Genomic DNA, 11,614 nt, shown 5'->3' on the forward strand with positions numbered 1-11,614 from the left:
CACCCGCGCGCCGTGATCGAACTCCGGGTGCGAGCACCCGCTCGTTGGAGACGACAACCTGAGGCGGGTGCCAGGCGGTCAACCTGACATGGAGTTCCGACTGCTCGGCCCGTTCGAGGCCTACCAGGACGGCGAACCGGTCGCGCTCAGCAACCGGCGGCAGGAGCGCTGCCTCCTCGCCCTCCTGCTGCTCGACCCGGGCCGCCTGGTGCGCACCGACCGGCTCATCGACCTGCTCTGGAACGGCCAGCCGCCGGCCTCGGCCCGGGGCGTCGTGCACACGTACGTCGGGCGGCTCCGCGCCGCCCTCGTGCCGTACCGGGTCACGATCGGCAGCCGACGCGACGGCTACCTGGTGGAGGCCGACGGGTATCAGATCGACATCAACGAGTTCAGCCGCCTCAGCTACCGGGCCAGCGACGCCACCGACCCGGCCGAGCGGCTGTCCCTGCTCGATCGGGCGCTGGCCCTCTGGCGCGGCCCGCTGCTCGCCGACACCGCCGACGACGAGCTGCGCGAGCGGCTGCACGGGCCGCTGGAGGAGCTCCGCCTCACCGGTGTCGAACTGCGGGCCGAGGCCCAGCTCGCGCTCGGCCAGCACGCCCGGGTGGCCGCCGAGCTGGCCCCGCTGGTCGCCCGGCACCCGACCCGGGAACAGCTCGTCGGCACCCTGATGACCGCGCTGTACCAGGGTGGCCGGCAGGCCGAGGCGCTGACCCTCTACCAGACCACCTGGCACGCCCTGGTGGAGAACCTCGGCGTCGATCCCGGGACGAGGCTGCGCGAGGTGCACCGGCGGATCCTCCGCGCGGACCACCGGCTCGACCGCCCGGGCCGCCGAATGTACGAGGTACGGGTACGCGGTGAGAGCCTGCCATGGAGCGTCGGCGGGCACCCGGCGCTCGAATTCTGCAACACCTTCGCCGGCTGGCAGCACCCGGCGCCACTGCCCGGCGCCGAGTGGCTGCGCGGCTACCGCACCCTGGCGGTGTGGGCCGGTCACGTCGGGCTGGTCGACGACGTCGCGGTGGCCCGGCTCATCGAACTGGCCCGGCGGGATCCCCGCGACGCCGCCGCCGTGCTCGACGAGGCTCGGACGTTGCGCGCCCGGTTGTACGCCTGCCTGACCACCCCGGACGATTACCGCGCCTTCGACGCGGTGGCCCGCCACGCCGAGGCGGCCGCCCAGGTGCAGGTGTTCCGACGCGGGGTGGACGGCCGCGGCCGATGGTGGCCGGACCTGCGGGCCGGGCTGCGGCTTCCGGTGCACGCGGTCGCCTGGAGCGCTGCGGAACTCCTCGCCGACCCACGCCGGCTCACCATCCGGACCTGCCCCGATCCGGCGTGCGGCTGGCTGTTCCTCGACGACAGCGGGCTGCGCCGGTGGTGCAGCCTCGGCACGTGCGGCCGGTCGGGCGCGGGCGCCCTGTGTCACATCGCTTGAGCCACTAGAGTCGGCCCATGGCGACCTGGGATGACGTACGCCGGATCGCGCTCGCCCTGCCGGAGACCACCGAGCGGGGCAGCCACGACGACCTGCCCGCCTGGCGGGTCCGGGACAAGTCCTTCGTCTGGGAACGGCCGCTGCGCCGCGCCGACCTCGACGCCCTGGGCGACGCCGCCCCCGACGGCCCGATCCTCGGCGTCCGGGTGCCCGACCTGGGCGCCAAGGAGGCGCTGCTGGCCGATGATCCCACCGTCTACTTCACCACACCGCACTTCGACGGTTATCCGGCCGTGCTGGTCCGCCTGGACCGGATCGACGTCGCGGAGCTGACCGAGCTGATCACCGAGGCGTGGTACGCCCGCGCCCCGAAACGGCTCGCCGCCGCCCACCGGGCGGAGTCCCGGTGAGCGCTGCCCCGCGTTCCGGCTCGCCGGAACGTACCCGGCGGGGGCACGCGCGGGTGGACGGGATCGTCTTCGACATGGACGGCACCCTGATCGAGTCGCACGCGGTGGTGCCGGCGGCGTACCGGGCCGCCATCGTGGACGGCGGCGGGCCGGCGCTGTCCGACGCCGAGATCATCGCGGGGTATTCGCTCGGTCCGCCGGCCGCGCTGCTGACGCATCTGATCGGGCGGCCGGCCACCGACGCGGACCTCGCCGCCTACCACGCTCACCTGGCCACGCTCGCCGGGCAGGTCACCGTCTATCCCGGCGTCGCGGACGTGCTCGCCGACGTCGCCGGCCGGGTGCCGGTCGGTCTCTTCACCGGGGCCAGCCACCGGGCCGCCGAGATCCTGCTCGACCGGGCCGGCCTGCGCGGCCACTTCCGGGTGGTCCTCGGCGGGGACGAGGTCGCGCGGCCCAAGCCGCACCCGGACGGCGTCGAGCTGGCCTGCCGGCTGCTGGGGCTCGATCCCCACCGTGCCGCGTACGTCGGTGACTCGCCGCTCGACCTGCGGGCCGCCCGGAGCAGCGGCGCGCTGGCCGTGGCGGCCGGCTGGGGCCACCAGTACGACGCCGCGGAGCCGGCGGACCTGGCCGCCGGCCGGCCGGAGGAGCTGCTGTCGCTGCTCGGCTGACCTGGTCAGCCCGGCCGGCGCAGCGCGACGTCGACCGCCTTTTCCGGGGTGTCGACGTGCCGCGGGCCGGGCAGCGGAGCACCGGCCGGGTCGAGGATCTGCCAGCCGCCGAGCACGGCCAGCGGGACACCGCGCCGCATCGCCAGCGCCACCTCGCTGAGGGTGCCCCACGAGCCGCCGACGGCGATCACCGCGTCGGCGCTCCACACCAGGATCGCGTTGCGGGCCTGTCCCATGTTGGTCACCACCGCCGCCGACACGTCGGCCTCACCCGGGTCGGTGCCGTCGTCGGGGCGTACCCCGACCACCAGGCCGCCGCGGGACCGGGCGCCGGCGGCGACGGCGGCCATCACCCCGCCTCCCCCGCCGCAGAGCACGACGGCCCCGTGCTGCGCGAGCAGCTCCCCCACCCGCCGCGCCCACGCCTCCTCGCCCGGCGACGCCTTCGCCGGCCCGCACACCGCCACCTGCACCCGCATCCCTCCATTGCGGCGGTTGGTCATGGGGTCAGCGGCGCGACACGCCGGGTGAAGGGCCGCCAACCTCATGATCGACGCATCGAGGGCGGGTGGGTTAGCGTGCGGGGGTGGGATCGACGTTGACCGAAGCGACGGATCCGTGGTGCCTCCGCTCGGGCGAGGCGGCCGAGCTGCTGCGGGGGCATCCGTGGCGGCGGTTCGTGGTGCTGGGCGACAGTGTCGCCGAGGGGCTGTGCGAGCCGGTCGACGGCTACTCCGACCTGCAGTGGGCCGACCGGATCGCCGCCGAGCTGCGCGCGGTCCAGCCCGGACTGGCCTACCGCAACCTGGGGCGGCGTGGGCTGCGCGCGCACGAGGTGCGGGCGGCCCAGCTGGCGTCGGCGCTGGCGTTCGGCCCGGACCTGGCGCTGGTGGTGTGCGGCGGCAACGACGCCTTCCGGCCCGGGTACGACCCGGACGCGGTCGACGCCGAACTGTCCGTGATGATCACCGCCCTCCAGGACGCCGGGGCGAGTGTGATCACGGTCGGCATGTTCGACGTCTCGCACAGCCCCGCCGTCCCCGAGGCGCTGCGAGCGGGTCTGCGGGAGCGGATGCGGCAACTGTCGACCCACACCGGTCGGCTGGCCGAGCGGCTCGGCACCCTGCACGTGCACCTCACCGACCACCCGGCCGTCGCCGACCCGTCGCTGTACAGCGGCGACGGCCGGCACGGCAGCGCCCGCAGCGACGCCATCGCCACCGCCGAGACCCTCCGCGTGCTGGCCGCCCACCTGACCACGTCGCCACGCCACGTGTCCGAGGGGACACAGATCGAACCCCGGTGATGGCACAATCCCGGGATGCCGCCACTGTTCACGACGACCCGCGGAGCAGCGTCCACCAGCGACGACGGGCTGTTCGACGCGGTCGAAGCGGTCCTTCCCTCCCTGGGGTCAGCTGACCCGGTCGTGCCGGACAACGACGCCGGCGCGCTCGGCTGGGGGCTCGCCTGGCGGATGCAGGCGTACCTGCTCATGGCGGAGGCCACCGGCGACCCCGGCTACCTTGATCGCCTGGTACGCATGGCGGACGCGGTCATCGCGGCTCGGGACCACCTGCGGGGCGTGCGGGACCACCGCGGCCAGAGCCTGCCGGTGTGGAGTTCCGCCAGCAAGTTCACCGTGGCCACCGCCGTGGTCCCGGACCTGACCGGCGCGCCGGCCCTGCACGTGCACCACCTCCCACCGCACGGGTTGAAGGCGACCGTCCAGGTCACCCCGGTCGCGGACGGCCGGTTCGCGCTCACGGTCACCCCGGGCGGCGACCGGCCGCCGATCGTGCTGGCCGAGCTCAGCCTCGATCCCACCGACCCGCGCCGCGCCGACCGGTTGGCCTACGCGCAGCACAGTGCCGCCGCGCCGGTGACCGTGGACCTGCTCGCCGGGCCGCCGGGTGCCGGGGCGGCGGCGACCGGTGCGCCCGACCCACGCCGGGTCCGGCCGGGCAGCTACCCGTGCCGGCCGGCGCGGGTGGTCCTGGCGGCGCAGACCGGGATGATCACCTATCCGCTCGCCGGTCTCGCCCGGCTCGCCCGTGAACAGCCCGACCTGGTGCCGGCCGCCGTCACGGCGCGTACCGACGACTATCTCGCCGTGGCGCACGAGGCGCTCGCCGTGCACGACCACCAGTGGCGGGTCTCCGCCGACGGGGAGGGCTACTACGCCTGGTTGCCGGACGAGCCCGTCGGGTTCGCCGGTGCCGAACTGCCCACCAACGAGTTCCTCGCCGTCGGGCGGGCGCTGATCCAGCTGGCCGCCGCGACCGGCGACCGCGACTACGTCGACCGGGCGGCCGCCATGGCCCGCACCCTGCGCCGGCAGTTCGCGGTCCGGGGCGGCGGCTTCGTCTGGCCGTACTGGCCCTCGTTCGGCCGGGTCTACGGCGGCTGGGCGAAGACCGGCGATCCGGTCCGCGACGGCTCCCGCTACCGTCCGCTGTTCCATGCCGTGCCGAAGGCCGAGGACGTCACCCACGCGCTGCTCGACATCGACTTCGCCGTGCTGTACCGCCTGACGCCCGGGCTGCCCGAGGTCTTCACGGAGGCCGACATGCGGGCCCTGGCGCGTACCTTCACCCACCACGTCAGCACGCGCCGCCTCGGTCTGCGGCCGACCGTACGACGCGACGTCAGCGGCGCCGGTCGACCCGGCACCGCCCGCCACGAGGCGCACGTCGCCGGCTGGTTGCCACTACGTCGCTGGGACCCCACGGTCGCGAAGGCGGTGTCCGCCGTCCACCGCAGCCGCCGCCCGATGCCCTCGATGGCCGTCGATGCCTACTGCGCCGCCCTCCTCACCCGCTGGCGCCACCCCTGACCCCGTGTTGATCAAGAAGTTCGCGTCGAGAGCCAGGCTCCGGACGCCGCAAACCTCTTGATCAACGCAGGTGGGCGGGTGGGGAGCGGGCTCAGTCGGTGAGGAGGATGCCGGTCAGGAGGACGCCGCGGGCCAGGTTGAGCACCGGCTCGCAGCCGGGGTAGCCGACCCGGGCCAGGGCGCCGGAGCCGGTCCGGCCGAACAGGTACGGGGCAAGGCTGTAGGGCACCTCGGCGCTGACCGTCTCCCCGGTCTCGACCTGCACGAAGTCCATCGCCACCCGGTCGGCCTCGTGGTAGCGCTGCAGGATGTTGCCGCCCGCGTCGATCGCGGCGCGGACGCCGTCCTCCCAGGCCACCGCGCTCATCTCCCGGCCGATCAGCACCCCGTGCCCGGCCGAGCCGCCGGCCGGCTTCGCCACCAGGTCGGCCTGCTCGGCCAGCGCGCGGTCCAACTGGTCGGCCGTGAGCGCCACGGTGTGCGGGACGTACCGGCGGATCAGCGCCTGGTCGGCCGCCGACAGCAACGCCAGGTCGGCCCAGAGCCAGGCGTAGTTCAGCTTGTTGCTGAGCAGCCAGGCGGCGGTGCTGACGAACATCGGCAGGGTACCGGCCGCGAGGGCCCCGGCGACCGCGTCCAGACCGGCGCTGGGGGTGACCCGGTTCGGCACGAACAGCCGGAACAGCGCGTCCACCGGGCCACCGCCGACCACCAGTCGCTGCCCCTCGTCCAGGGTGGCGGTGGAGACCGGGGCGATGACCAGGTCGATGCCGAACCGCTCGGCCTGGTCGGCGAGCGGGGAGAGGATCCGGACGAACGTCTCCGGGTCGTCCAGCCCCGGGTACTCGGCGTCGAAGTCCATCAGCAGCGCCACCCGGGCCCCCTCGGCCAGCCCGAGGGTGTCCCGGATCGCCACGAACCGCTGGTCCAGCAGGGACGGCGCCGGGCGGGCCGGCAGCCCGTCGAGCAGGCCGTGCTGGCGGTAGAGGTCGGCATACCGGTAGATCACGGTGTCCGCGTCGAAGCCGCCACCGAGGCTGCTGTCGATGTTGTACTCCACGATGCACGGCACCCCGCCGGAGAGCAGCACGTCCGGCCGGTACGCGGCGAGCAGCCCCTCGTGCAGCGGCTCGTCCTCGTCGAGCAGCTTGGTCTCCCCCGCCGGCACGTCGAGTAGCCGGCGCAGCTCGCCGGCGGTGCGGGCACGCCGCTGGCACGCCTCCAGGATGAGCTGGGCGATCCGGTCGCAGACCTCGTTCAGCTCGCGGAAAGCGTCGGCGGTGAGCACCGGTGGCCGGGCCAGCCGCCACTGCTTGTTGTACGTCGCCCGGCCGTGGTAGATCCGCTCCCATTCGGCGGCGCCGGCGGCCACCATCGCCCTGCGGGTCGACTCGGGAAGGTCGGTCCACGCCTGCTCGGCGGGCGGCCACGGGTAGTTCGGGTCCATCGGTCAACCGTCCTTCACGGTGAGTTGGATGGCGGCGGTGAGCTGGTCGCGGCCGGGCTGCACGGCCCGGTCCAGGGCGGGCGCGAAGGGCAGCACGGCGCCGTCCGGGCGGGTGACCCGGCGCGGCGGCGCGAGCAGCCGGACCCGTTCGACCACAGTGGCGATGATCTCGCCGGCGATGCCGCAGGACCGGTTGGAGTCGTCCACCACCACGAGGCGCCCGGTACGGGACACCGACTCGACCAGCCCGTCCCAGTCGAACGGGTACAGCGTCCGGGGGTCGAAGACCTCCACCGACACCTGGCCGGCGAGGTCGCCGGCGACGGCCAGCGCGTCGTGCACCAGGTGCCCGACCGCGACCACGGTGACGTCGGTGCCGACCCGGCGGACCACGCCCCGGCCGAGCGGCACCGGGGCCGGGTCGGCCACGTCGGCCCGGAGGTCCATCGCCCCGGCGGGGGCGAACACCACCACCGGGTCGTCGCAGCGGATCGCCGACACCAGCAGCCCGTACGCGTCGGCCGGGGTGGCCGGCACCACGGTGGTCACCCCGACGTGGGCGAAGAGACTGTACGGGTGGTCGGAGTGCTGCCCGGCCCAGCCGGTCCGGGAGCCGGAACCGGGCACCAGGTAGGTGACCGGCACGGCGCACTGCCCGCCGGTCATCAGCGGGAACTTGTGGGCGTGGTTGACGATCTGCTCGAAGACCAGGAAGAGCAGCGACGGGATCTGGAACTCGAGCACCGGCCGCAGCCCGGCCAGCGCGGCGCCGGTGGCGAAGCTGGTGAACGCCTGCTCGGACAGCGGGGTGTCGACGACCCGCTCCGGCCCGAACCGCTTGAGCAGCCCGGAGGTGACGTTCGCGGCGGCCACCCGGATGTCCTCGCCGAGCAGGAAGACCGACTCGTCGCGGGTCATCTCGTCGGCGAGCGCGCGGGTGAGCGCCCTGCGGTAGGACAGCCGGGGCATCAGCCACCTCCGGTCCGGGCGGTCAGCCCGCTGGCGTACAGGTGCTCCAACGCCCCGGCCGGGTCCGGGGCCGGGCTGGCCAGGGCGTACTCGACGGCCGCCGCCAGGGTCGCCTCGACCTCGGCGTCGACGGCGTCCCGAACCGACCGTGGCAGCCGCGCGCCCTGGATCGCGACCGGGTCGCGGGCGCGGCCCCGGGCCACCTCGGCTGGCGGGCGGTAGTCGAGGCGGACCACGTGCTCGAAGGTGTGGTGGGCGTCGAACCGGTAGGTGTGCGCCTCCACCAGTTCCGGGCCGCCACCGGCGCGCATCCGGGTGACGGCGGCGGCGGTGGCGTCGCGTACCTCCTCGGGGTCCTGCCCGTCCACGACGGTCGCCGGCATGCCGAACGCCGCCGCGCGGCCGCCGATGGTGCCGGCGACCGCGCCCGCGACGGGCATGGTGGTGGCGTATCCGTTGTTCTCGCAGACGAACAGCACCGGCACCCGCCAGAGCGCGGCCAGGTTGAACGCCTCCAGCAGCATCCCCTCGTTGACCGCGCCGTCACCGAAGAAGGTCGCCCCCACGATGTCGTCGCCGCGCCGCCGGCGTGCCCACACCGCCCCGGTGAGGATCGCGCCGGCGGCCCCGACGATGGCGTTGGCGCCGAGCACCCCGACGCCGAAGTCGGCGGCGTGCATCGACCCGCCCCGGCCCCGGTTGAGGCCGGTGACCCGGCCGCAGAGCTCGGCGAGCATCCGGGCCGGATCGGCGCCCTTCGCGAGCACGTGCCCGTGCCCGCGATGGGTGCCGGTCACCAGGTCGTCGTCGCGCAGCGCGGCGCTGACCCCGGCGGCGATCCCCTCCTGCCCGAGGTACGGGTGGATGCCGCCGACGATCTCCCCGGCGCGGACCAGTTCGATGGCCAGCTCCTCGAAGCGGCGGATCAGCCGTACCGTCCGGTAGAGCCCGACCGGGTTGTGGGTCACGCCGGGCGCTCCTCCTTGATCGCGGCGAGGATGTCGTCCCAGAGCTTGGCCCGGGCGGCGAGCGCGGCGTTGACGGTGTCCGCGCACTGCTGCCACTTGGCGTCGTCGTCGCCGCACAGGTCGGCGAGCATCTGCATGGCCATCGGGGTGTGCTGCTCCCCGTCAACCTCGATGTGCCGCTCCAGGTAGTCGACGAACTTGTTGAGCCGCTGGCTGCGTTCGTTGACGGCGACGACCTGGGTGAACATCTCGGGGATGAGGTCCTCGCGGCCAAACGCGAAGGCCGCCGCCTGGCAGTGCACCGGGGTGCTGTCGATGATCCGCCAGGTGGTGCCGGCGAACGCCGCGGACGGGGCCGGCACCCCGGCCTCGACCAGAGCTTCGGTCACCGGCCGGCCGGCGCGCAGCAGGTCGACCAGCTTTTCCACGGCGGTGGTGTCCGCGCCGGCCTCCGCCATGCCCTGCACGTAGAGCTCGAAGTGGCTGATGTAACCGTCGCCCAGCTCGTCGCTCTCCTCGACCATGACGATGTCGTTGATGAGGCGGCGGCTACCGGTCGGGCCGGTGGGGATCCACGGGACGGTCACGCAGGTGAGCTGGCGCTGCAACGACTTGAGCAGCGACATGAAGTCCCACACCGCGAAGACGTGGTGCTCCATGAACGTGACCAGCGCGTCATGGGTGTCCAGGTTGGCGTAGAGCGGGTGCTTGACCACCACGTCGCGGCGGTCGGTCACCGCCCGCTCCAGCCGCTCGATGCCCGGGTGCGTCCTACCCCAGTCGTACCGTGACATGTTCAGCCTCCCTGCTGGGCGCGGTCGCGCCAGATGACCGGGCAGAATTCGGGGTCCGCGTAGTCCGGCCGGCCGTCGGGGGTGCGGCGGACCAGCACGTCGTGGTTGTACGCGGCGAGCGTGCCGTCGGAGAGCGGATACTCCCGCCAGCCGTTGCCGCCGTCCTGCAGGTGCAGCGAGATCGCCCGGCGGGGCCGGCCGCTGACGTTCGGGCCGCTGCCGTGGTAGATCCGGCAGTGGTGGAAGCTCATGTGCCCCTTGGGGATGACCATGGGGATCTTGCGAATCTCGGCGTGGTTGTGGGCGGCGTTCTCGGCGAGCATCGCCTCGAGCTGGTCGCGGTCCCGGTCGGCGAAGTGCCGGACCACGGTGTCGTCGGCGCCGATCTCCTGCCAGCGGTGCGACCCGTCAACCATGGTGATGGTGCCCATCTCCTCCCCGCAGTCGTGGAAGGGGATGAACGCGGTGAGCATCCGCTCCGACGACAGCGCCGCCCAGTAGTGCTTGTCGAAGTGCCAGGGCACGATGTTGGACGGCTCGCCGGAGATCGGCGGCTTGTAGATCAGCGTAGACTGGAAGACGCGGATCTCCTCGGCCCCGGCCAGCCGGGCGGCCACCGCCCCGATCAACGGCTTGCGCAGGATCCGGCCGATGACGTCGTGCTCGTAGTGCACGTAGTCGTTGTGCCGCTGCACGTCCCCCAACGCCGGCTCCCAGTACGCCAGCTTCGGCGGCCGCACGGGCAGCCGCCGGTCGCGTTCCCCGGCGTAGTAGCGGTCGGTTGCCGCGAGCAGCTCGTCCACCTCGTCGTCGGTGAACAGCTTCTTCGACAGGTACCAGCCGTGTTCGGCGTAGTGGCGCACGTCCTCGTCGGACGGCAGCAGCGCCTGCTCCTCGGCGGTCAGCACCGGATGTGTGGTGGTCATGCCCCAACCCCTCCCGCGGTGGCGGCCGCGGCGGCGGCACTCGCCCCCGCCGCGGCCAGTTCCCGTTCCTTGGCCTCGTAGAGCGCCTTGATGTTGCCGCTGCCGAAGGTGCGCGCCCCGCGCCGCTCGATGAGTTCGAGGAAGAGGGTGCGGCGCACGTGCATCGACTCGGTGAAGATCTGCAGGAGCTGGCCGCCGTGGTCGGAGTCGACCAGGATGCTCAGGTCGCGCAGCCGGTCCAGTGGCGCGTCGACCGGCCCGACGCGCCGCTCCAGGTCGTCGTAGTAGGCGGCGGGGGTGCCGGCGAAGCGGACCCCCCGCTCGGCGAGGGCGCCGACCGCGGTGACGATGTCGTCGGTGCGCAGCCCGAGATGCTGCACCCCCGCGCCGGCGTGCCAGCGCAGGAAGTCCTCGATCTGCCCGGGCCGGCGGCTGGTGTCCGGCTCCAGCAGCACAACCGTGACCCGCTCGGACGGGCTCTGCACCACCTTGGAGTTCATCGCCTGCCCGGCGACCTCGATGTGCTCCTCGAAGATCTGCGCGAAGCCGAACACCCGCTCGTAGTGCGCGACGGTCCCGTCGAGCTGGCCGGGCGGCACGCAGACCGCCAGGTGGTCGATCGCGGCGAGCAGCTTGTCGTCGTCGCCGGCCGGCAGCGACTCGACCGCACCCGGCAGGAACTCCGTGCGGTCGCCGCGCCGCTCGACCAGGCGGTGCACCACGTCGCCGAAGCCGCCCACCTCCGCGGTCACCACCTCGGCGTCCGCGCCGGTGAAGGTCCGCGGCGGGGTCAGCCCGGCGGCCCCCCGGCCCACCAGCTCCGCGTACGCCCCGGCGGCGTCGTCGACCTCGAGTGCCACCACCGCGATGCCGTCGCCGTGCCGCTGCACGTACGCCGACGCCGGGTGCTCGGCGGTCAGCCCGGAGGTGAGCAGCATCCGGATGTCGGCCTGCGCCAGCAGCAGCGAGCGCTGGTCGGCGAGCCCGGTCTCCGGGCCGCCCTGGCCGCGCAGCCGGAACCCGACCGCGGTGCCGAAGTAGAAGGCGGCCTGCCGGGCGTCCCCCACGTACAGTTCGATGTGGTCTATTCCGTTGATGTCCATCTGTCAGCCTTTCCCGATGTCCCCCCGTGACTGCCGTCCCGGG

General features: G+C 73.8%; 12 protein-coding genes. 5 read left to right on the plus strand and 7 right to left on the minus strand.

The annotated features are described in order from the left end of the window. Window positions 1-88: 88 nt before the first annotated feature. The 3 genes from ABZ783_RS09840 to ABZ783_RS09850 are packed head-to-tail and all read left to right on the plus strand — an operon-like array spanning window position 89 to window position 2,528. Window positions 89-1,444: a BTAD domain-containing putative transcriptional regulator gene (locus ABZ783_RS09840; protein ID WP_357435831.1), complete on the plus strand. Its 1,356-nt coding sequence runs from the start codon at window positions 89-91 to the stop codon at window positions 1,442-1,444. A 17-nt stretch (window positions 1,445-1,461) separates the two neighbouring features. Then, window positions 1,462-1,854, plus strand: a complete 393-nt coding sequence (locus ABZ783_RS09845) for an MmcQ/YjbR family DNA-binding protein (RefSeq protein ID WP_357435833.1) — start codon at window positions 1,462-1,464, stop codon at window positions 1,852-1,854. Further along, window positions 1,851-2,528: an HAD family hydrolase gene (locus tag ABZ783_RS09850; protein WP_357435835.1), complete on the plus strand. Its 678-nt coding sequence runs from the start codon at window positions 1,851-1,853 to the stop codon at window positions 2,526-2,528. The genes ABZ783_RS09845 and ABZ783_RS09850 overlap by 4 nt, the downstream gene beginning before the upstream one ends. A gap of 5 nt (window positions 2,529-2,533) precedes the next feature. Here the strand turns inward: ABZ783_RS09850 and ABZ783_RS09855 are convergent, their stop codons facing one another. Then, window positions 2,534-3,007, minus strand: a complete 474-nt coding sequence (locus ABZ783_RS09855) for a TIGR00725 family protein (RefSeq protein ID WP_357435837.1) — start codon at window positions 3,005-3,007, stop codon at window positions 2,534-2,536. Window positions 3,008-3,114: 107 nt separating this feature from the next. Between ABZ783_RS09855 and ABZ783_RS09860 the strand changes: the two genes are divergently transcribed. Both ABZ783_RS09860 and ABZ783_RS09865 read left to right on the plus strand, forming a co-directional pair. Continuing rightward, window positions 3,115-3,834 carry an SGNH/GDSL hydrolase family protein gene (locus tag ABZ783_RS09860; protein ID WP_357435839.1) on the plus strand — a complete coding sequence of 240 codons (720 nt, stop codon included), beginning with the start codon at window positions 3,115-3,117 and terminating at the stop codon, window positions 3,832-3,834. Window positions 3,835-3,849: 15 nt separating this feature from the next. Further along, a complete protein-coding gene (locus tag ABZ783_RS09865; RefSeq protein ID WP_357435841.1) occupies window positions 3,850-5,364 on the plus strand; it encodes a hypothetical protein in 1,515 nt (504 codons plus the stop codon). A gap of 91 nt (window positions 5,365-5,455) precedes the next feature. Here ABZ783_RS09865 and ABZ783_RS09870 read toward each other — a convergent pair whose 3' ends face one another. The 6 genes from ABZ783_RS09870 to hppD are packed head-to-tail and all read right to left on the minus strand — an operon-like array spanning window position 5,456 to window position 11,571. Continuing rightward, the gene (locus tag ABZ783_RS09870; RefSeq protein ID WP_357435843.1) at window positions 5,456-6,811 is read right to left on the minus strand and encodes a hypothetical protein; all 1,356 of its coding nucleotides are present in this window, start codon (window positions 6,809-6,811) and stop codon (window positions 5,456-5,458) included. 3 nt (window positions 6,812-6,814) lie between these two features. After that, on the minus strand, window positions 6,815-7,780 hold the full coding sequence (locus ABZ783_RS09875) for a transketolase C-terminal domain-containing protein (RefSeq protein WP_357435848.1): 966 nt from the start codon (window positions 7,778-7,780) through the stop codon (window positions 6,815-6,817). Next, window positions 7,780-8,748 carry a thiamine pyrophosphate-dependent dehydrogenase E1 component subunit alpha gene (locus ABZ783_RS09880; RefSeq protein WP_357435850.1) on the minus strand — a complete coding sequence of 323 codons (969 nt, stop codon included), beginning with the start codon at window positions 8,746-8,748 and terminating at the stop codon, window positions 7,780-7,782. The genes ABZ783_RS09875 and ABZ783_RS09880 overlap by 1 nt, the downstream gene beginning before the upstream one ends. Beyond that, a complete protein-coding gene (locus ABZ783_RS09885) occupies window positions 8,745-9,542 on the minus strand; it encodes a DUF3050 domain-containing protein (protein ID WP_357435852.1) in 798 nt (265 codons plus the stop codon). Before ABZ783_RS09885 ends, ABZ783_RS09880 begins: the two co-directional genes overlap by 4 nt. Window positions 9,543-9,544: 2 nt before the next feature. After that, window positions 9,545-10,468 carry a phytanoyl-CoA dioxygenase family protein gene (locus tag ABZ783_RS09890; protein ID WP_357435854.1) on the minus strand — a complete coding sequence of 308 codons (924 nt, stop codon included), beginning with the start codon at window positions 10,466-10,468 and terminating at the stop codon, window positions 9,545-9,547. Continuing rightward, entirely contained in the window at window positions 10,465-11,571 is a 1,107-nt protein-coding gene (gene hppD, locus ABZ783_RS09895; RefSeq protein ID WP_357435856.1) for a 4-hydroxyphenylpyruvate dioxygenase, read from the minus strand. The genes ABZ783_RS09890 and hppD overlap by 4 nt, the downstream gene beginning before the upstream one ends. Window positions 11,572-11,614: the final 43 nt, after the last annotated feature.

Source organism: Micromonospora sp. NPDC047738 (assembly GCF_040642675.1).
In the GTDB taxonomy this organism is placed as follows: Bacteria; Actinomycetota; Actinomycetes; order Mycobacteriales; family Micromonosporaceae; genus Micromonospora.

What these genes read in the sequence shown, in the direction of transcription:
- ABZ783_RS09840 (WP_357435831.1), top strand. Translation starts at nt 89, where the DNA reads ATGGAGTTCCGACTGCTCGGCCCGTTCGAGGCCTACCAGGACGGCGAA.
- ABZ783_RS09845 (WP_357435833.1), top strand. Translation starts at nt 1,462, where the DNA reads ATGGCGACCTGGGATGACGTACGCCGGATCGCGCTCGCCCTGCCGGAG.
- ABZ783_RS09855 (WP_357435837.1), bottom strand. Translation starts at nt 3,007, where the DNA reads ATGCGGGTGCAGGTGGCGGTGTGCGGGCCGGCGAAGGCGTCGCCGGGC.
- ABZ783_RS09865 (WP_357435841.1), top strand. Translation starts at nt 3,850, where the DNA reads ATGCCGCCACTGTTCACGACGACCCGCGGAGCAGCGTCCACCAGCGAC.
- ABZ783_RS09870 (WP_357435843.1), bottom strand. Translation starts at nt 6,811, where the DNA reads ATGGACCCGAACTACCCGTGGCCGCCCGCCGAGCAGGCGTGGACCGAC.
- ABZ783_RS09875 (WP_357435848.1), bottom strand. Translation starts at nt 7,780, where the DNA reads ATGCCCCGGCTGTCCTACCGCAGGGCGCTCACCCGCGCGCTCGCCGAC.
- ABZ783_RS09885 (WP_357435852.1), bottom strand. Translation starts at nt 9,542, where the DNA reads ATGTCACGGTACGACTGGGGTAGGACGCACCCGGGCATCGAGCGGCTG.
- ABZ783_RS09890 (WP_357435854.1), bottom strand. Translation starts at nt 10,468, where the DNA reads ATGACCACCACACATCCGGTGCTGACCGCCGAGGAGCAGGCGCTGCTG.
- hppD (WP_357435856.1), bottom strand. Translation starts at nt 11,571, where the DNA reads ATGGACATCAACGGAATAGACCACATCGAACTGTACGTGGGGGACGCC.